We start from the raw sequence: 24,602 nt of genomic DNA on the forward strand, positions 1-24,602 counted from the left end.
GGAACGGAGATAAATATATAAGCATAGGAAGTGATGTTATGGCAAAGAAGATACCGCTCAGACAGTGCCTTGGTTGTAATGAGATGATACCGAAAAAAGAACTCATCCGTATCGTGAAGGATAATGAGAATAATTTTGCGATCGACCTGACCGGCAAGATGAATGGACGGGGGGCATATATATGCCGTAAGGCAGAGTGCCTGAAAAAAGCTATGAAGAGTAAATCTCTGGAACGCTCATTCAAGATGCAGATTCCAAAAGAGGTTTATGAGAAACTGGATAAGGAGTTAGAGGCAATTGAACAGTAAGAAGATTTATTCCATGATTTCCTTATGTGCAAAGGCCGGAAGGCTGGTAAGCGGAAACTTTTCAGTAGAAAAGGCCGTAAAAAACGGAAGCGCATGTGCTGTGATCGTGGCATGTGATGCAGCCCATAATACAAAGAAACTATTTGATCAAAAATGTAATTTTTATGAGATTCCATATTTTGAATTTGGAGACAAAGACAGTCTGGGAAAATTCGTTGGAAAAGAATTCCGGACGTCGATCGCGATCTTAGATGAAGGATTTGCGAAACAGATCATAAAATACATGAGTTTGAGTGAAAATATGGAGGTGTAACTTTTGACGAAACTGAGAGTACACGAATTGGCAAAAGAGCTGAATATAAGCAACAATGAAATCAAAGCAATCCTTGGCAAAAATGGTATCGAGATCAAGAGCCATATGTCGGCTGTTGATGAGAATATGATCAATATCGTTAAGAAGGCATGCGGAACCGGTACAAAGAAAGCAGATGCGCCGGCAGCAAAGCCTGTACCGGAAAAGAAGTCGGAGGACGTAAAGGCGGCAAAGACAGCACCGGAAAAGGTTCAGAAAGAGATTTCTGTAAAAGAAGAGCCTAAGAAAACGGCTGTAAGAAATGATCGACCGGCTACAGGGGAAGCGAATAAGCCGAAACAGGGTAAAGATGAGGGACATACGAGATTTGTCAGAGATGACAGAAACAGAAATAATTCCGACAGACAAAATAATGAGAGAGTAAGATTTAACAATAGTGAGCGTATGAATTCTGATAAGACAAGATTTGGCGACAAGCAGGGAAATGACAGACCAAGATATAACAACGACAGAAATAACGGTGACCGTGTAAGATTTACAAATGGTGATAGAAATAATTCTGACAGACCGAGATATAATAATGACAGAAACGGTAATGACAGAAACAATTCCGACAGACCAAGATACAACACTGACAGAAATAACACTGACAGAAATAACAATGACAGACCAAGATACAATAATTCCGGTGACAGAAATAATTCTGACAGACCGAGATTTAACAATGACAGAAATGGTCAGGACAGAGGAAGATTCTCAAACAATGGCCGTGGTGGTCAGGATCGTGGCAGATTTTCCGGCAATGGAGATCGTCAGGGCAGCTTTGACAAGCCGAAGTTCGGTGACAGACCGGATAACAGAAACAACCGGTTCAACAATAACAGAAACAATACTCCGATGGGATTTGGCAAGGATGACGAGGATGATAATAATAACAATCAGAGAAGAAGTCCAAAAGCAAATACCCGTAAGGATTTTGAAGCAAAAGAGATGCCGGGCAAAGATTTAAAGAGCCAGAACAGAGACAATTATAACAGAGATAAGAATAAGCCTCGTAAGGGCAACAGAAGATCTCCGGAAGAGGTTGAGGCAGATATCAGCAGACTGGCTAAAAATGTCAGAAACAAGCATCATCAGCCACAGCAGCCACAGCAGCAGGCAGAGGATAAGGAAACGATCCGTACGATCACACTTCCGGAGGTTGTAACGATCAAAGAACTTGCAGACATTATCAAAGAGCCTGTAAATGCGTTGATCAAGAAGCTCTTCCTTGCAGGTAAGATGTATAACGTGAACTCTGAGTTAGACTTTGAAGCAGCAGCAGAGATCGCGTTGGAATATAATTGTATTGCTGAAGAGGAAGAAAAAGTTGATGTGATCGAGGAGCTCTTAAAAGAGGATGAAGAAGACGAGAAGGATATGGTTTCCAGACCACCTGTTGTCTGCGTTATGGGTCACGTTGACCATGGTAAAACATCCCTTCTTGATGCGATCCGTAAGACAAATGTAACATCAGCCGAGGCCGGTGGTATCACACAGGCGATTGGTGCATCTGTGGTAGAGATCAACGGACAGACGATCACATTCTTAGATACACCTGGACATGAGGCGTTCACAGCTATGCGTATGCGTGGCGCACAGTCTACCGATATTGCTATCCTTGTTGTAGCAGCAGATGATGGTGTTATGCCACAGACGATAGAGGCTATTAACCATGCAAAGGCAGCCGGTATCGAGATCATCGTTGCGATCAATAAGATCGATAAACCAAGTGCAAATATCGAGCGTGTAAAGCAGGAGCTTACAGAATATGAACTGATCCCTGAGGACTGGGGCGGATCAACGATCTTCTGTCCGGTTTCCGCACATACAGGTGAAGGACTGGATAATCTGCTTGAGATGATCCTGTTAACTGCAGAGGTTCTTGAGTTAAAGGCAAATCCAAACAGAAATGCCCGTGGTATCGTAATCGAAGCAGAGCTTGATAAGGGACGTGGTCCTGTTGCAACTATGTTAGTGCAGAAGGGTACACTTCATGTAGGAGATTATCTTGCAGTCGGATCTTCCCATGGTAAGGTTCGTGCAATGCACAATTCAAAGGGTGTCCGTGTAACAGAAGCAACTCCATCCACTCCGGTGCAGATCCTTGGTCTGGATACAGTTCCGTCAGCCGGTGAGATCTTTATGGCGGTTGATAATGAGAAGGAGGCAAGACAGATTTCCGAGACATACATTTCGCAGAGCAGGGTGAAGATGCTTGCTGAGACGAAATCCAGAATGTCACTGGATGATCTGTACAGCCAGATCCAGGCAGGTAATGTCAAGGAACTGAACATCATTATCAAAGCTGATGTACAGGGTTCTGTAGAGGCTGTTAAGCAGAGTCTGTTAAAGCTTTCAAATGATGAAGTTGCAGTAAAATGTATCCATTCCGGTGTTGGTGCGATCAACGAGTCAGATATCATTCTGGCATCCGCATCTAATGCGATCGTAATCGGTTTCAATATCCGGCCGGATGCAAGAGCAAAAGAGACAGCAGAGACAGAAGGTGTAGATGTTCGTTTATACAGAGTCATCTACAATGCAATTGAAGATATTGAGTCTGCAATGAAGGGTATGTTAGATCCTATCTTTGAAGAACAGGTAATTGGTCATGCAGAGATCAGACAGACCTACAAGGCTTCCGGTGTCGGTATGATCGCAGGTTCTTATGTATTAGATGGTATCATCAACCGGAATTGCAGCGTAAGAATAACCCGTGAAGGAAATCTGATCTACGAAGGCAAGATGGCTTCTTTAAAGAGATTCAAGGATGATGTGAAGGAAGTTAAGTCGGGATTTGAATGTGGTATTGTTCTTGAGAACTTTAATGACATTCAGGTAGAGGATCAGATTGAAGCATATCAGATGGTAGAGGTTCCAAGAAAATAATGAGAAAAAACAGTGTAAAAAATACAAGAATTAATGCAGAGGTTCAGAGAGAACTCTCACGGATCATCAGCAGAGAGATCAAGGATCCCCGTATTAATCCGATGACATCCGTAGTAGAGGCGGTTGTAACACCGGATCTGAAATATTGCAAGGCATACATCAGTGTCCTTGGAGATCAGGATTCCGTAAACTCCACACTGGAGGGACTGAACAGTGCAATGGGATTTATCAGAAGAGAACTTGCACATTCCATTAATCTCAGAAATACACCTGAGATCACATTTATCATGGATCAGTCGATCGAATACGGTGTAACAATGTCCAAAAAGATAGATGATGTTGTAAAAGACATCGAAGATGATGAGGATGATACAGAAAATGAAGAATGATTTTCTTACCATGATCGAGCAGGCAGACACGATCGCTATAACCGGACATGTACGTCCGGATGGCGACTGTGTAGGCTCAACGGTTGGATTATATAATTATATCATCAGCAATTATGATAAGCAGGTACAGATCTATCTGGAGGAATTCTCCAAGGATTTTCTGTTTTTACATGATGCAGATAAGATCAGTCATACACCTACAGATCAGGTCTATGATCTGTGTATTGCGGTGGATTGTGGTGATAAGGAAAGACAGGGAGATTTTCTTCCGATCTTTGAACGTGCGAAGAGCACAATGTGTGTGGATCATCATATCTCCAATCCGGGATTTGGTGAGGTATGCTATGTGGATGCAGAAGCGTGTTCCGCGGCAGAAGCACTTTATAAGTTGATGGAACAGGATAAGATTAATAAGAATGCTGCCGAAGCACTCTATATGGGAATTGTACATGATACAGGCGTATTCAAACACAGCAATACAACAAAGAGTGCGATGAGTATAGCGGGTGATCTGATCGAAAAGGGTGCAAATCCGTCATTTATTATAGATGAAACCTTCTATAAGAAGACATTTGTCGCAAATAAGCTGCTTGGAATCGCTCTGACAAAAGCAGAGCAGCATGCAGATGGCAGGATCATCAGCACAGTGCTTGAGACAGAGGATTTCCGAAAAAGTGGTGCAGGCAAGATCGATACGGATGGTATTGTCGATCAGCTTCGGATCACAGAGGGAACGGAAACGGCGGTATTTATCTATCAGACGGGAGAAGATGAATACAAGATTTCACTTCGGTCGAATAATATCGTTGATGTAAGCAGGATATCCTGCAATCATGGCGGCGGTGGTCATGTTCGTGCTGCAGGTTTCAGCATGAAGGGAGATATCAAAGAGATCCTTGCCGGTGTGATAGAGGAGATTAAGGAACAGTTATGCTAGACGGCTTTTTAAATGTATACAAGGAGCAGGGCTATACATCATTTGATGTAGTAGCCAAGCTTCGTGGTATTTTAAAACAGAAGAAGATCGGTCACACAGGCACACTTGATCCGATGGCGGAAGGTGTGCTTTTGGTGTGTCTTGGACAGGCAACAAAATTAAGCGAAATGCTGATCGATAAGGAGAAGACATACCGTTGTGTCATGTTGCTCGGAAAGACAACAGATACAGAGGATGTAACAGGAAAAGTCCTTACAGAGACAGCAGATATCCCGGACGAAGCATCGGTAATAGAAACTGTAAACAGCTTTATCGGTACTTATGACCAGATACCGCCGATGTATTCGGCTATCAAGGTAAACGGCAAAAAGCTCTATGAATATGCCAGACAGGGAATTGAGATTGAGCGGAGCCCGAGAGAGGTAACGATCTTTGAATTAAAGATAGAAGATATGTCGCTTCCAAGGGTTACATTTACCGTACATTGTTCCAAGGGAACGTATATCAGAAGCTTATGCCGGGATATCGGAGAAAAGCTTGGCTGCGGAGCAGTCATGGAGAAGTTGGTCCGTACTGAAGTGAAAAACTTCAGGGTTGAAGACAGCCTGACACTTGCGGAGATCGAGCAGGCGAGAGATCAGGGAACGATCGCTTCATATGTAATGAAGAAAGAACTATTGCTGCCGGAGTATCCGGAGCTTCATATTGGTACAGATGAATATGCAAGAAAGCTGTTAAGAAATGGAAATAAACTTCAGCTTTCCCAGTTTGCGGAAGCTGTGAGTCCTGAAACGGTTACAGATGTTCCGGGCATCCGTGTCTATGATGAAACGGACAGCTTTGCAGCGATATACCGATATGAAAAGGAAAAGAGCATCTGCCAGCCGGTCAAGATGTTCCCGAAGAATGCAGAGACAGATAGATGATAGGATAGAAGACAATGCAGCATTATTTTAATCAGAAAGATATACAGATCAATACAGAAAAAGGTTCCGTCGTTGCACTTGGCAAGTTTGACGGTTTTCATCAGGGACACAAGCTGCTGCTTGACGAGGTGCTTCGTTTACAGAAGGATGGATATACCGGAGTCGTATTTACCTTTGATATTCGTAAAAATTCGATCTTTGATGTAGATAAGCTTCAAAGCATCATAACCTCGGAAGAAAAATGTATGCTTGCAGAACAGATGGGAATCGATGTACTGGTGGAGTATCCGTTTGATGATGCATTTGCATCGATGGAACCGGAAGCTTTCGTAACGGATATCCTTGTAAAAAGGTTACATGCCGGATATGTAGTCGTAGGAACCGATTACGGATTCGGAAAAAAGAAACGCGGGAATGTAGAGCTTCTGCGGAAGATGGCCGGCGAATACGGCTATCAGGTGATCGTGATAGAAAAGAAAAAGATCCATGATGTCATTGTAAGTTCCACTTATATCAGAATGTTGATCAGTGAGGGGAAAATGGAAGAAGCAGAAACCTTCCTTGGCAGACCTTATTTTCTGTCCGGTCATGTAGTGCATGGCAGAGAGCTTGGCAGGACGATCCAGGTTCCAACGGCAAATCTGCTTCCAAAGCATGGGAAAATCTATCCGGTGACGGGTGTTTATGCATCAAGGATACATCTGGAGGACGGCAGGGCCTGTTATGGGATCACGAATATCGGAGACAATCCGACGGTGAATACAGATCGCAGGGTAACGATCGAGACGCATATCTTTGATTTTGATGAGGATATCTATGAACAGAAGCTGGTCGTGGAATTGTTATCCTTTATTCGCGGAGAGCAGAAATTTTCAGGTGTTTCAGAATTAAAAGCACAGATGCTTGCAGACATGGAAGTGGCAAAACAGAGGATATTCGGATAAAAATTAATTTGTCAAGACATTTTACTTGACAACGATGCAGGCATGGTATAGAATAACCCATGGTAAAGGGAAAATACTTTACAGGCGGTGATCGTATGGAGAAAATAGTCAGACAGTCTTTATTATATGATTTTTATGGAGAGCTTTTGACGGAGCATCAGAAAGCAATTTATGAAGATGTGGTCAATAATGATATGTCCTATTCCGAGATTGCCAGAATGAATCAGATCAGCAGACAGGGTGTCTATGACATGATCAAGCGCTGCGATAAGATCTTGGAAGAATATGAAGATAAGTTACAGCTTGTTGACAAATTCATGAAAGCGAGAAAGCAGGTCGAGAAGATGAAAGACTGCATTTCGGAGCTGATGGAAGAGAATCAGGATGACAGGCTGAATTTGAAGATAGAAGCAATCGACCGGTTATCGGATCGGATACTGGACGAGTTTTAGTAGATGAGTGTTAGGAACGAAGGGAGATATTCATGGCTTTTGACAGTTTATCTGACAAGCTTCAAAATGTTTTCAAGAAACTGAGAAGCAAGGGTGTTCTTACAGAAGATGATGTAAAAGAGGCAATGAAAGAAGTAAAGCGTGCTTTACTGGAAGCCGATGTAAACTTCAAGGTTGTTAAATCATTTATCAAAGCTGTAAGTGACAGAGCTGTTGGTGAAGAAGTCCTTAAGGGTTTGAATCCCGGACACATGGTCATTAAGATTGTAAAAGAAGAGATGGATAAGCTGATGGGTTCTGATGTAACAGAACTGAAATTACTTCCGTCAAATGAGATTACAGTCATTATGATGTGCGGTCTTCAGGGTGCCGGTAAGACAACAACGGCTGCAAAACTTGCATATCAGTTTAAGAATAAAGGCAAGAAACCATTGTTAGTTGCCTGTGATGTATACAGACCGGCTGCGATCAAGCAGCTGCAGATCAATGGTGAAAAGGTTGGCGTGCCTGTCTTTACGATGGGAGATAATCATAAGCCGCTTGATATTGCCAAGGCTGCGATCCTGCATGCAGAAAAGAATCATATGAATCTGGTATTTATCGATACTGCCGGACGACTTCATGTAGATGAAGATATGATGGATGAGCTTGCGGAGATCAAGGAAAATATTAATGTTACATATACAGTTCTTACCGTTGATGCGATGACAGGACAGGATGCTGTCAATGTTGCAACGACATTTAACGATAAGATTGGTATAGATGGTGTGATCCTAACGAAGTTAGATGGTGACACCAGAGGCGGTGCGGCACTTTCCATTAAGGCTGTTACCGGAAAGCCGATCCTGTATGCAGGAATGGGTGAGAAGCTGACAGATCTGGAACCATTTTATCCGAGCCGTATGGCGAGTCGGATTCTGGGAATGGGTGATGTGGAATCGCTGATCGAGAAAGCACAGAATGCGATCGATGATGAGAAAGCGAAAGAGATGGAACAGAAGTTCCGGAAAGCATCCTTTGATTTCAATGATTTTATGGAACAGATGGATCAGCTTGAGAAGATGGGTGGAATCGGAGATCTGCTCTCCATGATGCCCGGAATGTCCAGTCAGATGAAGAATGTACAGATCGATGAAGATGCAGGCAAGAAGCCGAAGGCGATCATTCAGTCCATGACACCGAATGAGAGATGTCTGAAGGATCCGATCTCACCATCCAGAAAGAAACGTATTGCAGACGGCGCGGGCGTTCAGATCGCGGAAGTCAATCGTTTCTTAAAGCAGTTTGAACAATCCAAGAAAATGATGAAGCAGATGTCCGGTATGATGGGTGGCAAGAAACGCCACGGTGGATTCAAGCTTCCGTTTGGATTTAAATAAATTTTTATATTTTATATTTTATTTCAGGAGGAACAAACAAAATGGCAGTAAAAATCAGATTAAGAAGAATGGGTTATAAGAAGCATCCTTTTTACAGAGTAATCGTTGCAGATTCAAGATCCCCAAGAGATGGTAGATTCATCGAGGAGATCGGAACATATGATCCTAACCAGGAGCCAAGCGTAGTAAAGATCGATGAAGAAGCAGCTAAGAAGTGGCTTCAGACAGGTGCTCAGCCAACTGAGACTGTTGCTAAGTTATTCAAGCAGGCAGGTATTGAAAAATAATATCACCAGGGAGGTGTTTAAATGAAAGATTTAGTTGAAATCATTGCAAAATCCCTAGTAGATCATCCAGAGCAAATATCTGTTACTGAGACAGAGAAAGACGATATAATTAAAGTTGAACTGACTGTTGCACCAGAGGATATGGGCAAGGTTATCGGAAAACAAGGCAGAATTGCCAAATCCATCCGTACAGTTGTAAAAGCAGCTGCTTCAAAGGGTGACAAAAAGGTAATTGTAGATATTAAGTAGTACAAAGATCTTTTTGGGGGAGTTATCATAACTCCCCCATTTTTAGTTATAGTGGAGGAAAGATATAATTTTGGAAGACAGACTGAGAGTGGGTGTGATCACAGCACCGCATGGTATCAAGGGAGAGGTAAAAGTATATCCGACAACGGATGACCTGAATCGATTTAAAAGCCTGAAAAAATGTTTTCTGGTATCAGGCAGCAAAGAGATTGAAACTGAATGTACATCCTGTAAATTTTTAAAAAACATGGTAGTTTTGAAGTTTGCAGGGTATGATAGTATAAATGATGTAGAAGCTTTAAGACAGTATGATATTTTTGTAAACAGAGAGGATGCCGTAGCCTTAGAGGATGGTGAGTTCTTTATCTGTGATGTGATCGGATCAAAGGTATACGATCAGAATGACATAGAGATCGGTGTGATCGATGATGTACTGGAGACGCTGGCGAATCATATCTTTGTTATAAAGAAAAAAGGACAGGACGATATCTACGTTCCGGTTGTAAAGGAATGGGTAACAGATATTGATACGGTAAATAAAACGGTAAAGGTACATCTTCTGAAAATCGCAGAAGATTAGAACGAATGGAGAGAATGATGAATTTTTATGTTCTTACATTATTCCCCGATATGATTATGGACGGGCTTAGAACCAGTATTACCGGCCGGGCGATGGAAGCAGGGCTGATCCATATTGAAGCAGTGAATATCAGGGATTTTACAAAGGATAAGCATAAGCATGTAGACGATTATCCGTATGGCGGCGGAGCCGGAATGGTGATGCAGGCGGAGCCGGTTTATAATGCCTATCAGTATTTGTGTGAAAAGACAGGAAAGAAATTAAAGGTTGTATATATGACACCGCAGGGACGGACATTTACACAGAAGGTGGCAGAAGAATTTGCCGTTGAAGATGATCTGGTGCTTTTATGCGGACATTATGAGGGTATCGATGAACGTGTGCTGGAGCTGATCGTAACGGATTATGTATCGATCGGTGATTTTGTCTTAACCGGCGGTGAGCTTCCGGCAATGGCGATCATTGATACTGTATCCAGACTGGTTCCTGGGGTATTGAACAATGATGACAGTGCGGAGATCGAATCCTTTCATGACGATCTGTTAGAATATCCACAATATACAAGACCGGTAGAATTCATGGGGAAGAAGGTTCCGGATGTGCTGCTTTCCGGTCATCATAAGAATATAGAGGCATGGAGACTGGAACAGTCGATCAGCCGGACAAAAGAACGGCGACCGGATCTGTATGCGAAATATGAAGCAAATCACCCGGTTGTGGAGAAGAAAAAGAGAAAAAGGTAAATTTCCCGATTGAAATTCACATTTATGACATAGATGTTTGTTAGAATACAGCAAGAAATGGAAATAACAGGAGGTCGCATATGGATAGTATAAAGATATTGGTAGTTGACGATGAGAGCAGAATGCGTAAGTTGGTCAAGGATTTCCTGAGTAAGAAAGGATATATCGTTCTGGAAGCAGGAGACGGTGAAGAAGCGGTTGATATCTTTATGAATAATAAAGACATCGGACTGATCATTTTAGATGTTATGATGCCGAAGATGGATGGCTGGGAGACCTGTAAGGAGATACGGAAGTTCTCACAGGTTCCGATCATCATGCTGACTGCAAAGTCAGATGAAAGAGATGAACTTCTGGGATTTGAACTTGGTATTGATGAATATATCACGAAGCCGTTCAGTCCGAAGATCCTGGTTGCCAGAGTAGAAGCAATCTTAAGAAGAACCAGTGATGTACCGGCTGACAGTGTGATCTCAGCAGGCGGTATCACGATGGATCTTGCAGCCCATATCGTAACGATCGATGGAGAACCGATCGAGCTCAGTTATAAAGAATTTGAGCTGTTGAATTATTTTATGGTGAATAAAGGAGTTGCATTATCCAGAGAGAAGATACTGAATAATGTATGGAATTATGATTATTTTGGAGATGCCAGAACGATTGATACCCATGTAAAGAAGCTCAGAAGCAAGTTGAAGGATAAAGGTGACTATATCAAGACGATCTGGGGCATGGGATATAAGTTCGAGGTGGATGATGAGAAAAAGGTCGATAAGGAGTAAGATAACACTTTGTCTGATGGCGATCATTACTGTAATGATCCTGCTGTCAGGCATTTTGTCCGTTATCTTCATAAAAAAATATTACTACAATGAACTGAAAAATAATCTGATCCAGACCTATCAGGAATGCGATGCTTTTTTCAAAGATTCATCAAATAAGAACAGAGATGGCAGCTATGACCTTGACAGCATGGAGAGCCTGCTCGAGAATAAATCCGATGCGATGATCTATATTGTGGATGATGTTCATATGAAGATCTATACAACGGTAAATGAGGATACGGCTGTATTTAACAATCTGAAAAGTATCGGTGAGTTCCTGATGTTCTCAGACAGTATAGATGCGAATAATTCCCAGATCGAACGGGAAGAGGTCGAGAAGCATAAGGATTATAAGATACAGATCACAAAGGATAAGGATACAGCTCAGAGTTATTTTGATCTGCTCGGATTTCTGGATAATGGATTTGTTATTATCGTGCGTACCACAATTGCCAGAGTGGATTCCACGATCCAGACAACGATCAAATATTTTATGGCTGTACTGATTACAACAGCAATCATCAGTTGTATTCTGATGTATTTTGTCAGTGAGATATTTGCCGGACCGATCAAACGGCTTACCAGGGTTGCAAAACGAATGGCAACTCTTGATTTTGATGCAAGGATCGAGCATCCGTCCAATGATGAGATCGGTGAGCTGTCCTGTTATATGAATGATCTGTCGTATAAGCTGAATAAGACGCTGACGGAGCTTAAGGAGACAAACCAGAAGCTTCAGGTGGAAATTAATGAGAAGATCAAGATTGACGAGATGCGTAAGGAATTCCTGTCACATGTATCACATGAATTAAAGACACCAATCGCACTGGTACAGGGTTATGCAGAAGGCTTGCGGGATAATATCAATGATGATGAAGAAAGTAAGAATTTTTACTGTGATGTCATTGTTGATGAAGCAAACAAGATGAATAAGCTGGTAAAGCAGTTACTTGATCTGAATGAGATAGAATTCGGGCAGAACCGAGTGAATAAGGAAATGTTCAATATCGTTGATCTGATCCATAATTCCATCGATTCGTCTGCAATCCTTGCAGAGCAGAGTCAGGTTACGATCGTTTATGATGATGTAGATCCGATCAATGTCTATGCGGACGAATTCATGATCGAAGAAGTCTTCCGTAATTATCTGACAAATGCGATCCATTACTGCTATAAAGAGAAAGAAGTCCGTGTCTGGACAGAAAAATATATGTATGAAAAATCGGGAGCCACATATGAAGAAGGATCGATCCTTGGAAATCTCCGTGTTTATGTATATGACCAGGGACCAAATGTACCGGAGGGCGAACTGGAGAAGCTGTTCATCAAGTTCTACAAGGTAGATAAGGCAAGAACCAGAGAATATGGCGGAAGCGGCATCGGTCTGTCCATTGTCGCGGCTACCATGCAGGCACATAAGAAGTGTTATGGTGTGTATAATGTAAAAGATGGAGTTGTATTCTATTTTGATCTGGATATTATCGGGGAGACAGACGATATCGAAGAAAAAATCGGTATTGAAAAGAAAGAAACAGAATAATTTCTTTGCAAAAAAATGGAATACAGAATATACTAATCAATGATTATGTGGATAGAGAGGAAATGTTATGTCGTATAGTGCAAAAAATATAGAGGTGCTGAAGGGACTAGAGCCTGTAAGACTCAGACCGGGTATGTATATCGGTAACACCGGAAGAAGCGGTCTGAACCATCTGATTCAGGAGCTGATCGATAACTCCGTGGACGAGCACCTTGCAGGTTATTGTAAAAATATATATGTCAGTATCAATGAAGACGGTTCAGCGACCGTGTCAGATGATGGACGGGGTGTTCCTGTTGATATACATGAGACAGAGGGAATACCTGCGGAACGTGTCGTATATACCGTACTGCATGCCGGTGGTAAGTTCAACAGCTCCACATATAAGATCAGTGGTGGTCTTCATGGTGTAGGTTCTGCTGTTGTAAATGCATTATCAAAGAAGCTGCTGGTTGAGGTCGCAAGAGACGGATATCTCTACACGGACAGCTATGAGTATGGCGTTCCGGTAACGGAGCTGACTCCGGAAGGGAATCTGCCGCGTACCCGGTTAAAAGAGAAACGAACCGGAACAAAGGTAACCCTATATCCGGATGATACGATCTTTGAAACAGTAAAATTTAAAGCCGATGCGATCATGCAGAGAATCAAGGAAACGGCATATCTGAATCCGGAGCTTACGATCACATTTCATAATAAGAGAGACGGCAAGGAACCGGTCGTATTCCATCAGCCGGGCGGTCTGTCCGCATTTGTAGAGGATATATCGGAAGGACTTACACATACTTCACCGATCATTGCGATCAGTGGAGAGAAAGAGAATATAACTGCTGATATCGTATTTGTCATGACAGAGGACGGGGAAGAAAACATCATCGGTTTTACAAATAATATCACGAATCCGGAAGGCGGAACGCATGTAACAGGCTTTAAGTCAGGATTTGCAAAGCTGATTAACTCATATGCAAGAAATGAGCTTGGATTATTGAAGGAAAAGGATGCGAACTTAAGTGGCGCAGACATCCGTTCCGGTATGCAGGCGATCATCTCTGTAAAGCATCCAGATCCACAGTTTGAGGGCCAGACGAAGACAAAGTTGTCAAATACCGATGTAACAAAGGCTGTCGATGATATCGTAAAAGAACAGCTGACCGTTTATTTTGACCGTAATTACGATGTCTTAAAGGATATCTGTGATCGGGCAGTCAGCCTGTCTAAGAAGAAGGCTCTGGAAAAATCCAAGATCAATCTGAATAAATTCTCCTTTGAAGGAAATGGAAAGCTTGCCAAGCAGGAATCCAATGATTCGTCCAAATGCGAGATTTTCATAGTCGAGGGTGATTCTGCCGGCGGCTCTGCTAAAACAGCCAGAAACCGTAAATATCAGGCGATCCTGCCACTTCGTGGTAAGATCTTAAACGTAGAGAAGAAAACAGTAGCCAAGGTTCTTGAGAATGCCGAGATCAAAGCACTTATTAATGCATTTGGATGCGGTTTTATGCAGGGCTATGGCAACGATTTTGATATTAATAAATTAAATTACGACAAGATCATCATTATGACTGATGCCGATGTCGATGGCGCGCATATCGCTACATTGCTTCTGACATTTTTCTATCGGTTTTATCCGGATCTGATCAATGAGGGGCACATCTATATCGCGATCCCGCCGCTTTACAGAGTGGGCGAGGGCAAGCATATGCAGTATCTGTATTCAGATGAAGAACTGAACCGTTATCGAAAGAAGCATACCGGTAAATTCACGATCCAGCGTTACAAAGGTCTTGGAGAAATGGATGCAGACCAGCTCTATGAGACAACGATGAATCCGGAGAGCCGTGTGTTAAAGCAGGTATCGATCAACAGTATCGTGGAAGCGAATAAGCTGACACAGACGTTGATGGGAACAGAAGTAGCACCGAGACGAGAATATATTGAGACACACAGTACAGATGCAGTGCTTGATATCTAAGAGGAAAGAGGAAATCTATGTCTGAAAAAATCTTAAATGTTGATTATGAAAGTGAAATGGGACAATCCTATGTAGATTATTCCATGAGCGTTATAACAGAACGTGCGCTCCCTGATGTCAGGGACGGTTTAAAGCCGGTACAGCGTCGTATCCTGTATTCATTAAATGGTCTGGCAGGTTCAGATAAGCCACATCGTAAATGTGCGAGAATTGTCGGTGATACGATGGGTAAATATCACCCGCATGGAGACAGTTCAATCTATGAAGGTCTTGTAAATATGGCGCAGAACTGGAAGCTTCCGATCCCGCTTGTAGATCCGCATGGTAACTTTGGTTCGGTAGATGGCTCCGGTGCAGCGGCAATGCGATATACCGAGGCAAGAATATCCAAATATACCGAGGATGTCTGCATGAAGGATCTGTCTTTCTTTAAGGATCAGTTTATTCCAAACTTCGACGGAACAGAGACAGAGCCTACATTTCTTCCGTTTCAGGTTCCGAATATCTTAGTCAGTGGTTCGACAGGAATTGCAGTTGGTATGGCAACCAATATTCCGACACACAATCTTGGAGAAGTGATCGATGCAACCGTGATGTATCTGAATGATCCGGAAGTACCGCTTGAGGATCTGTTGGAGGTCATGAAAGGACCGGATTTCGCAACCGGCGGCATCATCAATGCATCCAAGGAAGATCTGATGCAGGTCTATGAAACAGGACTTGGCAGGATCAAGGTCAGAGGTAAGGTGGAGATCCGTGATATCGGTCATGGAAGAAAAAGTATCTGTGTAACCGAGATCCCGTTTACGATGATCGGTGGAACAGCGAAGTTCTTGGATACGGTTGCAGAGCTTACCAGAAACCGTGAATTACCGGCCGTTGTAGATATCGCTGACCGTGGAGATAAGAACGGAGAATGTTTGTGTATCGATGTAAAGAAGGGTACAACAGATGAAGAGATCCGGAATATCATTAATATTTTATATAAAAAGGCAGGACTTGAGGATACCTTTGGTGTAAATATCAACTGTATTTATGACGGCAAGCCGGAGGTCATGGGACTGAAGCGGATCCTGTCAATCTATACAGATTTCAAATACGGACTATATAATACCAAATACACGAAGTTGTTAGAAAATCAGATGGAAGTACGGGAGATCAAGACCGGTCTTCTTACAGCGGTTGACTGTATCGACCTGATCATAGAGATCCTGCGTGGAAGTAAGAAGGTAGCGGATGCAAAGGCATGTCTGATGCATGGAGATACCTCCAATATTACATTCCGGTTCAAAGGTTCAGAGGCAGATGCAAAGTTCTTATGCTTTACCGAGAAACAGGCAGATGCGATCCTTGCCATGCGTTTACAGAAGCTCATCGGTCTGGAAGTAAATGCCCTTAAGAAAGAACTGGAAGATGCAGAGAAGCTGATCAAGAAGTATTCAAAGCTGCTTGAAAGCAAGAGCAATATGAAGAAGCAGATGATCGCAGATATGTTAGAGATCAAGGAGAAATATGCGATCCCAAGAAAGACTGTGATCGCAGACTGTGGCGAAGTTGTCGTTAAGAAAGCACAGGCAGTCGAGACAGAGGTTGCTGTACTTCTCGATCGTTTCTACTATATCAAGGTCGTTGATGCCAATCTTTATGATAAAAACAAAGCGCAGATCGACAAAGACTACCGTTTCTCATTCAAATGTAAGAACACAGGACGTGTCGGTGTATTTGCAGATAATAATCAGATGTATATGATCAAGGTTGCTGATATCATCAAGCTTCAGGCAAAGAAGAATACCGGTAAAAAGGGAAATGGTTCCGGTCTGATCGGCAGATTGTCGGATAAGGGTATTCAGATCTTTGAATTCTGCAATATGAATGGAAATGAAAACATATTATATATGTGCTGCATCGAGCAGATCATAGATAAGAACCTGTTATTTGTGACTAAGCATGGTCAGGCAAAGCTGGTTCCGGGAAATAACTACGATGTACTTCGTAAGATGATCGCAGCATCCAAGCAGGAAGAAGACATTATCTTTATCCACGATGCAGAGATGGAGGATTTTATCGTTGTAAAGAGTATGCTGGGCTACTACGCGAGAATCCAGATCAGCGAGATTCCAGTCAAAGGAAAAGGTGCCGGCTGTATCCGTCTGGTGAATATCACCGATGATGATGAGATCGAAGAAGTAGCAGTTGGCAGCACAAAGGACAGCTTCTTTGTAGATAACACAGAGATCCTGTTTACACGAATCAAAGCATGTAAACGTGGCAGTAAAGGAACAAAGCTGCGGTTGTAGGGAAGAAAACATAGAGAAAGGTTAAAACGGAAAAACAAATGATAGCGATTATTGATTACGATGCAGGTAACATCAAAAGCGTCGAAAAAGCCGTACAATTTCTTGGCGAAGAAGCCATAATTACAAGAGACAGGGATGTCATTATGGACAGCTCTGGAGTTATTCTTCCGGGTGTTGGAAGTTTTGGCGATGCAATGGGAAAAATCAATGAATATGGATTGAAAAATGTTATTTATGATGTCGTTGATTCGGGAAAACCATTTCTGGGTATCTGTCTTGGACTTCAGTTATTATTTAAGACAAGCGAGGAGACACCGGGAGTAACAGGATTGGGAATCGTAGATGGACAGATCCTCCGGATTCCGGATGCGCCGGGACTTAAGATTCCACAGATCGGATGGAACTCACTTGATATCAATCCGAAAGCAAGGTTATTTAAAGGACTTCCGGAACATCCATATGTATATTTCGTTCATTCGTATTATCTGAAGGCAGATCATGAGGAAGATGTAGCTGCATCCACATTTTACTCAACGAATATCCATGCTTCGATCGAACATGGCAATGTATTTGCCTGCCAGTTCCATCCGGAGAAAAGTTCAACCGTTGGACTTCAGATCCTGAAGAATTTTATAGAATTGGAGGCGTAATCATGCATACAAAGAGAATTATTCCATGTCTGGATGTCAAAAACGGACGTGTTGTAAAGGGTATTAATTTTGTAAATCTGGTAGATGCCGGAGATCCGGTTCAGGTTGCTTCAGCTTATGATAAAGCCGGTGCGGACGAGCTTGTATTCTTAGATATCACTGCATCCTCCGATCAGAGAAATATCGTAGTAGATATGGTCAGACGTGTGGCTGAGACGATCTTTATTCCATTTACGGTTGGCGGTGGTATCCGTACCGTTGATGATTTCAAAGCCATTCTCCGCGAAGGTGCAGATAAGGTATCGGTTAATTCAGCAGCGATCGACAATCCGAATCTGATCGCAGAAGCAGCTGATAAGTTCGGAAGTCAATGCGTAGTTCTTGCCATTGATGCAAAGAAACGACCGGATGGCGGTTGGAATATCTTCAAGCATGGCGGAAGGATCGACTGCGGTATCGATGCAGTGGAATGGGCAATGAAAGCAGTTGAACTCGGTGCAGGGGAAATTCTTCTTACCAGTATGGACTGTGATGGTACGAAAGCCGGATACGATATCGACCTTACCAGAACGATTGCAGAGAATGTAAATGTACCGGTTATTGCTTCCGGTGGAGCAGGAACCAAAGAACACTTCTACGACGCACTGACAGAAGGAAAAGCAGAAGCTGCACTCGCGGCATCATTATTCCATTACAAAGAGCTTGAAATATCAGATTTGAAGAAGTATTTAAGTGAACGTGGCATCCCTATGCGGATGATGTAAGATATTATCTTACTATAAGAACAAAATACATGCAGAAAAAAGGGTAAATAAAAACAGCTACAAATATCTCTATGAAGCAGACCTTTTTTCACGTCGGTCCTTAATGAACCGCAAGAGCGGTGAATTTAGTACCGTTACGTGAAAAACAGAACGCAAGTGATCTGCGGAATAGAAGATATATGTAGCTGTTTTTTATATCACAAGCTATAACTGCATGTATTTTGTTACCGGAGCTTCTTGTTGGCCGCTGCCAGCATCAGCTTAATACGGTTGATCTGGTTAACCTCGGATGCCCCAGGATCGTAGTCGACTGCCACAATGTTAGCATCCGGATAAGCCTCACGAAGATGCTTGATAACACCCTTGCCGACAATGTGGTTTGGCAGACAGGCAAATGGCTGTGCACAGACAATATTTGCAGCACCGCTGTTGATCAGCTCGATCATTTCACCTGTTAAGAACCAGCCTTCACCGGTCTGGTTACCGATGGATACAAAAGGTCTGGCATATTCTGCAAGATGCGTGATCGGCGTAGGTGGATCAAAACGTTTGCTTGCCTTTAAAGCATCAGTTGCAGGCTTTCTCATATGCTCAAGGAGCGAGATGGCTGCATTTCCGATGATTGCGCCTTTGTGTGTCTTGCCCAGATATTCATATTTATAATTACTGTTGTAGAAGCAGTACATGAAGAAATCAAGCAGATCCGGCATAACAGCTTCAGCACCTTCTGATTCCAGCAGATCAACCAGATGGTTGTTGGCAGAAGGAAGGAACTTTACAAGGATCTCTCCAACGATACCAACTCTTGGCTTTTTGATGTCAAGAAGTGGGAGAGTATCGAAGTCATGTACGATTCCACTGATATTCTTTTTAAATCTTGCTGTGCTTCCTGTTTCTTCCAGTGTCTTCTTACAGATCTTTTCCCATTTCTCATGGATCGCATTTGCAGATCCCGGTTCTTTCTCGTATGGTCTTGTATGGTAAAGACAACGCATGAAGACATCACCATAGACAAGTGCCTGAATTGCCCGCTTTGCAAGCTTTAAGGTGATAGGGAAACCGGAGTTCTTCTCAAATCCCTGAGCCGATAATGCAATTACAGGGATCTGGCCGTAACCTGCTTTTGCAAGCGCACGTCTGATAAATCCGACATAGTTGGTTGCACGGCAGCCACCACCGGTCTGGCTCATGATAACTGCAAGTTTATTTACATCATATTTACCGGATGTGATGGCACTCATCAACTGACCAACGACGATCAGAGATGGATAACAGGCATCGTTATTTACATATTTTAATCCGACATCGATCGTTTCCTTGGTTGCATCCGGCAGGATCTCGATATTGAGGCCCATAACCTTGAATGCAGATTCCAGCAGATTGAAATGGATTGGTGACATCTGTGGAGCAAGAACGGTGTAGTCCTTCATCATATCCTTGGTAAATTCGATTCGGTTGATCGCACTGCTTGATGGGCAGGTCTTGTAGTTCTGTTCCTTTCTGGAATTAACTGCACTGATCAGTGAACGGATACGGATTCTGGCAGCACCAAGGTTACTTACTTCATCAATCTTCAAAACGGTATAGATCTTTCCTGATTTTGTCAGGATATCATTTACACAGTCGGTTGTTACGGCATCCAGACCACAGCCGAAGGAGTTCAACTGGATCAGTTCCAGATTGTCACAGGTCTTAACATAGTTTGCTGCCTTATATAATCTGGAGTGGTACATCCACTGGTCAGATACGATAAGCGGACGATCTACCTGTCCCAGATGAGCAACGGAATCCTCTGTCAGAACAGCGATCTTATATGAGTTGATCAGTTCCGGAAGACCGTGGTTGATCTCAGGATCGATATGGTATGGACGACCGGCAAGGACGATTCCAAGGATGTCGTGTTCATCGATATATCGAAGAGTTTCTTCGCCTTTTTCACGGATATCGGTCTTTACTTTTTCTGCTTCTTCATATGCAGCACGGACAGCAGATGCGATCTCATCGGTTGTAACATCGTAGTATTTTTTCATTTCACGATGCAGACGCTCGACAAGTGCCTGTTCATTATCCAGTGCGACGAACGGACGGATAAAGGTGATCTTGTCATCCTTTAATTCTTCCATGTTGTTTTTGATATTTTCGGCATAGGATGTAACGATCGGGCAGTTGTAGTGGTTATTTGCTTCCGGTGTTTCGTTCATTTCATATGGAACACAAGGATAGAAAATGGATGTGATACCATTCTTTAACAGCCACATAACATGTCCGTGTGAGATCTTAGCCGGATAACATTCGGATTCACTTGGAATCGATTCGATACCAAGACTGTAGATATCTCTGGATGACTTTGGAGAAAGTACTACCGAGAATCCGAGCTTTGTCAGGAAAGTGAACCAGAATGGATAATTTTCATACATATTCAGGACACGAGGGATACCGATCACACCACGTTTTGCCATATCAGGTGTAAGCGGGGTATAGTCGAAGATTCTGTTTAATTTATATTCGAACAGATTCGGGATGTTATCAGCATTCTTCTTAAGACCGACACCCTTTTCACAACGATTTCCGGTAATGAAGTTCTTACCGTTTGAGAAACGGTTGATCGTCAGCAGACAGTTGTTGGTACAGCCCTTACATCTGGTCATATTTGTGGTATAAGTCAGCTGGCTGATCTCATCGATCGACAGCATAGAAGTCTTAAAGCCCTCTTTATATTTATTCATGGCAATAAGGGCAGCACCGAAAGCACCCATGATACCGGAGATATCCGGTCGGATAGCGGTTCTGCCGGAGATCACCTCGAAGCTCTTTAAGACAGCATCGTTGTAGAAGGTACCACCCTGTACGACGATGTTCTTACCGAGATCCTTTGGATCCGTCAGCTTGATAACCTTTAAAAGTGCATTCTTAATAACGGAATATGCCAGACCGGCTGAGATATCAGCTACGGATGCACCTTCCTTCTGTGCCTGTTTTACTTTTGAATTCATGAATACCGTACATCTGGAACCTAAGTCGATAGGAGTCTTGGCGGTTGTAGCGATCTTTGCGAAATCAGCAATATCATAATTTAAGGATTTGGCAAATGTTTCAATGAAAGAACCACAGCCGGAGGAACATGCTTCATTTAACATGACATTATCTACGACTTTGTTCTTGATCTTGATACATTTCATATCCTGACCACCGATATCGAGGATACAGTCAACCTCAGGATCAAAGAATGCTGCTGCTGTATAGTGGGCAATCGTTTCTACTTCGCCAAAATCAAGAGAAAGTGCCTGCTTGATCAGGGCTTCGCCGTAACCGGTAGAGCATGAACCGGCGATGACAGCACCCTCCGGCAGCTTGGAATAGATATCTTTGATCGCTTTGATCGTTGTATTTAACGGACTTCCGTTGTTGCTGCTATAGAAGTCGTATAATAATTCACCATTTGAACCGACAAGAGCTACCTTGGTGGTTGTAGAACCGGCATCAACACCGATGAAGCAGTTTCCTTTATATGTAGCAAGGTCACCGCGTTTTACTTTATATTTATTGTGCTCCTCCTTGAATGTTTCATAGGCTGCTTCGTCTTCGAATAATGGAGGGAGACGGAGTACATTTTCAGCCATATGTAACTCGCCGTCTAAGGAATGGCTGAGTTCGCCGAGCGTTCTGGATACCTCCGGCTTGGAATTCAGGGCAGCACCTGTTGCAGCAAAAAGATGAGAATGACCCGGATCGATGATCGCATCCCCGGTCAGATTCAGAGTACGGATAAATGCATTTTTCAGTTCTGGGAGGAAATGAAGCGGGCCGCCTAAGAACGCAACATTTCCTTTGATCGGCTTACCACATGCAAGACCGGAAATTGTCTGGTTGACAACAGCCTGAAAGATAGACGCAGCCAGATTTGGCTTAGTTGCACCTTCATTGATCAGAGGCTGGATATCTGTCTTGGCAAATACACCACAGCGGGCAGCAATCGGATAGATCGTATCATAGTCCTTTGCATATTCGTTCAGACCACTGGCATCGGTTTGGAGAAGAGTAGCCATCTGGTCGATGAAGGACCCTGTACCACCGGCACAGACACCATTCATACGCTGTTCGATTCCATTTGTAAAATATATGATCTTGGCATCTTCGCCGCCAAGCTCGATCGCAACATCTGTTTGAGGTGCATAATCCTGCAATGCCTCAGAAACGCAGACTACCTCCTGGGTAAATGGTACACCGATGACTTCGGCAAGTGCAAGACCGCCGGAGCCGGTGATTGCAGGAGTAACTTCTACATCACCAAGCCTGGCTTTTGCATCATTTATAAGAGCCTGTAATGTCTCCTTTATGTTTGCGTAGTGTCTTCTGTAATCAGAAAATAAAATCTTGTGTGAATCATCAAGAACAACAACTTTTACGGTTGTTGAGCCGATGTCAATTCCTAACTTGTACATAAAAACCATCCTAATCTTTTCGCAAAATTTTCTCTTTATTGAACCGAATCTATTATAGTGGAACGTTTTACAAAAAACAATGATTTTTTCCCTTTTCTGACGAACTTAATATTTATTTTAGGATTGATTTTCCTTGATTTTTTATTATTTAATTTTTATTTTAGAAAAAGGTAGAGAAAGATTTATATTTTAATAAGAAGAAAAGGGAACATTTTTCAGATTCCGAATATAATAATAAAAAAAGCCGGATGGTATGAAATGGAAAATTATGATCATTGCAATGGAGTGATCCATGTAGTAGAAAAAGGGGATACATTATATAAGCTTTCAAAACACTACAAATGTAATCTCTGTGACATCATAACTGCAAATCCGTATGTAAATGTCTATAATATGCAGGAAGGGGAAGAAATCTGTATTCCGATAGAACAGGAAGGCTCCGGAGATGGAAAGATGCATTATACAGTGAAAAAAGGAGATACCTTTGAATCTGTATTCATGTATTTTGGTGTCGGTCCACAGGAATTATTTGAGAACAATAAGAACTTGTATCAGGTCGTTTTGCCGGAAGGATTGGAGCTGGTTGTGGATTAAGATATATAAAAGTTAGAAATTCTTCATGATTGTGCTGTTGTAAAGTTTTTCGTTCTATTATATAATTTGATAATGTCGGGATACTATCAGCCATATTCTCATTGGATGGGAATATGGCAGTTTCCTGATTTGTGGATATAACAGATGTTGGCAAATCTGTTTATATACCGAAAACAAATAGTATGAATGAAATTAAAAGGAGATCCATTCATGAAGATGATAAACAAGCTTGAAAGGAAGTTCGGTCGGTATGCGATCAAGAATCTGTCCCTGTATCTGATCCTTGGATATGTCATTGGCTATCTGCTTCTGATGTTTGCACCACAGGTTTTATCAAAACTGATTCTTGTTCCTGCATTTGTTATGCAGGGTGAAGTCTGGAGATTACTTACATGGGTAATCACTCCTCCGGAATTAAGTGTCAGTATCTTTACTATCATTATGTTGTTCTTTTATTACAGTATCGGTAATCTGTTAGAACGTTCAATCGGTACGTTTTTGTACAACCTGTATATATTTGGTGGTATGTTTCTAACAATGGCAGGAACGATGATCGCATATATACTTTGTCAGTATGTATTTCATATTCCGATGTCATGGGATTCTCATATCTATATCGTATCCAGTTATTATATCTGTCTGTCTTTATTTTTGGCAGTTGCAGCTTGTTATCCGGATATGCAGGTACTGTATGCAATGATCATTCCGGTTAAGATGAAATGGTTATCTGTTTTGTATCTGGTGTTTATAGGATATTATTTTATGAACGCAAACCTGATGGGACGTGTAAATATCGTAATGTCGCTTTTAAACTTTGTAATTTTCTATTTCAGCACAAAAGATTTCAGACGGCTTTCTCCAAAGCAGATCAAGAGAAGGAGAAATTATGCGAAGCAGGTGCGTGTCAACAATTCAGAGAATGTGACACATAAATGTTATGTATGCGGCATCACAGATAAGGAAGCACCGGACATGCAGTTCCGTTATTGTTCCAGATGTACAGGCAACAAGGAATATTGCCAGGATCACTTGTTCACGCATGAGCATAAATAAGAGATGGATTTAATTAAGGATGAGAGGA

General features: G+C 42.4%; 22 protein-coding genes. 21 read left to right on the top strand and 1 reads right to left on the bottom strand.

Going from position 1 to position 24,602, the window contains the following annotated elements:
* The first annotated feature begins 38 nt into the window (after nt 1-38).
* The 19 genes from DWW85_RS03165 (at nt 39) to hisF (ending at nt 18,485) form a co-directional block, all read left to right on the top strand.
* Nucleotides 39-308, top strand: coding sequence for a YlxR family protein (locus DWW85_RS03165; protein ID WP_008401017.1), 270 nt, complete (start codon nt 39-41; stop codon nt 306-308).
* On the top strand, nt 298-621 hold the full coding sequence (locus DWW85_RS03170) for a ribosomal L7Ae/L30e/S12e/Gadd45 family protein (protein ID WP_021943979.1): 324 nt from the start codon (nt 298-300) through the stop codon (nt 619-621). Before DWW85_RS03165 ends, DWW85_RS03170 begins: the two co-directional genes overlap by 11 nt.
* Before the next feature lie 3 nt (nt 622-624).
* Nucleotides 625-3,552, top strand: coding sequence for a translation initiation factor IF-2 (infB, locus tag DWW85_RS03175; RefSeq protein WP_117807494.1), 2,928 nt, complete (start codon nt 625-627; stop codon nt 3,550-3,552).
* Nucleotides 3,552-3,941, top strand: coding sequence for a 30S ribosome-binding factor RbfA (rbfA, locus tag DWW85_RS03180; protein WP_008401014.1), 390 nt, complete (start codon nt 3,552-3,554; stop codon nt 3,939-3,941). The genes infB and rbfA overlap by 1 nt, the downstream gene beginning before the upstream one ends.
* A complete protein-coding gene (locus DWW85_RS03185) occupies nt 3,931-4,878 on the top strand; it encodes a bifunctional oligoribonuclease/PAP phosphatase NrnA (protein ID WP_165853024.1) in 948 nt (315 codons plus the stop codon). The genes rbfA and DWW85_RS03185 overlap by 11 nt, the downstream gene beginning before the upstream one ends.
* Nucleotides 4,872-5,804 (top strand): tRNA pseudouridine(55) synthase TruB, encoded by a 933-nt coding sequence (gene truB, locus DWW85_RS03190; protein WP_117807496.1) that lies wholly within the window; start codon nt 4,872-4,874, stop codon nt 5,802-5,804. Before DWW85_RS03185 ends, truB begins: the two co-directional genes overlap by 7 nt.
* A gap of 14 nt (nt 5,805-5,818) precedes the next feature.
* Complete coding sequence (locus DWW85_RS03195) at nt 5,819-6,748, top strand: bifunctional riboflavin kinase/FAD synthetase (protein ID WP_117807497.1); 930 nt, start codon at nt 5,819-5,821, stop codon at nt 6,746-6,748.
* A 95-nt stretch (nt 6,749-6,843) separates the two neighbouring features.
* Nucleotides 6,844-7,200, top strand: coding sequence for a YlxM family DNA-binding protein (gene ylxM, locus DWW85_RS03200; protein WP_165853025.1), 357 nt, complete (start codon nt 6,844-6,846; stop codon nt 7,198-7,200).
* Between the two features lie 32 nt (nt 7,201-7,232).
* A complete protein-coding gene (gene ffh, locus DWW85_RS03205; RefSeq protein ID WP_008401009.1) occupies nt 7,233-8,579 on the top strand; it encodes a signal recognition particle protein in 1,347 nt (448 codons plus the stop codon).
* A 41-nt stretch (nt 8,580-8,620) separates the two neighbouring features.
* Nucleotides 8,621-8,866 carry a 30S ribosomal protein S16 gene (gene rpsP, locus DWW85_RS03210; RefSeq protein WP_021943973.1) on the top strand — a complete coding sequence of 82 codons (246 nt, stop codon included), beginning with the start codon at nt 8,621-8,623 and terminating at the stop codon, nt 8,864-8,866.
* A 21-nt stretch (nt 8,867-8,887) separates the two neighbouring features.
* Nucleotides 8,888-9,115 (top strand): KH domain-containing protein, encoded by a 228-nt coding sequence (locus tag DWW85_RS03215; RefSeq protein ID WP_008401006.1) that lies wholly within the window; start codon nt 8,888-8,890, stop codon nt 9,113-9,115.
* Nucleotides 9,116-9,185: 70 nt separating this feature from the next.
* Complete coding sequence (gene rimM, locus DWW85_RS03220) at nt 9,186-9,695, top strand: ribosome maturation factor RimM (protein ID WP_117807499.1); 510 nt, start codon at nt 9,186-9,188, stop codon at nt 9,693-9,695.
* A 17-nt stretch (nt 9,696-9,712) separates the two neighbouring features.
* The gene (trmD, locus tag DWW85_RS03225; RefSeq protein WP_021943971.1) at nt 9,713-10,438 is read left to right on the top strand and encodes a tRNA (guanosine(37)-N1)-methyltransferase TrmD; all 726 of its coding nucleotides are present in this window, start codon (nt 9,713-9,715) and stop codon (nt 10,436-10,438) included.
* A gap of 80 nt (nt 10,439-10,518) precedes the next feature.
* Nucleotides 10,519-11,220 (top strand): response regulator transcription factor, encoded by a 702-nt coding sequence (locus DWW85_RS03230; RefSeq protein ID WP_117807500.1) that lies wholly within the window; start codon nt 10,519-10,521, stop codon nt 11,218-11,220.
* Complete coding sequence (locus DWW85_RS03235) at nt 11,192-12,802, top strand: HAMP domain-containing sensor histidine kinase (protein WP_242996011.1); 1,611 nt, start codon at nt 11,192-11,194, stop codon at nt 12,800-12,802. The genes DWW85_RS03230 and DWW85_RS03235 overlap by 29 nt, the downstream gene beginning before the upstream one ends.
* A 67-nt stretch (nt 12,803-12,869) precedes the next feature.
* The gene (locus tag DWW85_RS03240; protein WP_008401000.1) at nt 12,870-14,774 is read left to right on the top strand and encodes a DNA gyrase subunit B; all 1,905 of its coding nucleotides are present in this window, start codon (nt 12,870-12,872) and stop codon (nt 14,772-14,774) included.
* A gap of 17 nt (nt 14,775-14,791) precedes the next feature.
* Entirely contained in the window at nt 14,792-17,071 is a 2,280-nt protein-coding gene (locus DWW85_RS03245; RefSeq protein ID WP_117807502.1) for a DNA topoisomerase (ATP-hydrolyzing) subunit A, read from the top strand.
* A 38-nt stretch (nt 17,072-17,109) separates the two neighbouring features.
* Complete coding sequence (gene hisH, locus DWW85_RS03250; protein ID WP_021943968.1) at nt 17,110-17,721, top strand: imidazole glycerol phosphate synthase subunit HisH; 612 nt, start codon at nt 17,110-17,112, stop codon at nt 17,719-17,721.
* A 2-nt stretch (nt 17,722-17,723) separates the two neighbouring features.
* Nucleotides 17,724-18,485 carry an imidazole glycerol phosphate synthase subunit HisF gene (hisF, locus tag DWW85_RS03255; protein WP_117784789.1) on the top strand — a complete coding sequence of 254 codons (762 nt, stop codon included), beginning with the start codon at nt 17,724-17,726 and terminating at the stop codon, nt 18,483-18,485.
* Between the two features lie 224 nt (nt 18,486-18,709).
* Here the strand turns inward: hisF and DWW85_RS03260 are convergent, their stop codons facing one another.
* Complete coding sequence (locus DWW85_RS03260) at nt 18,710-22,936, bottom strand: acyl-CoA dehydratase activase-related protein (protein ID WP_347470665.1); 4,227 nt, start codon at nt 22,934-22,936, stop codon at nt 18,710-18,712.
* A gap of 249 nt (nt 22,937-23,185) precedes the next feature.
* Here DWW85_RS03260 and DWW85_RS03265 point away from each other — a divergent pair, with 249 nt between their 5' ends.
* A complete protein-coding gene (locus DWW85_RS03265) occupies nt 23,186-23,521 on the top strand; it encodes a LysM domain-containing protein (protein WP_008400969.1) in 336 nt (111 codons plus the stop codon).
* Between the two features lie 210 nt (nt 23,522-23,731).
* Nucleotides 23,732-24,574 (top strand): hypothetical protein, encoded by an 843-nt coding sequence (locus tag DWW85_RS03270; RefSeq protein ID WP_226801013.1) that lies wholly within the window; start codon nt 23,732-23,734, stop codon nt 24,572-24,574.
* Nucleotides 24,575-24,602 lie beyond the last annotated feature (28 nt).

The organism is Clostridium sp. AF17-21AC, from assembly GCF_003461365.1.
In the GTDB taxonomy this organism is placed as follows: Bacteria; Bacillota; Clostridia; order Lachnospirales; family Lachnospiraceae; genus Coprococcus; species Coprococcus ammoniilyticus.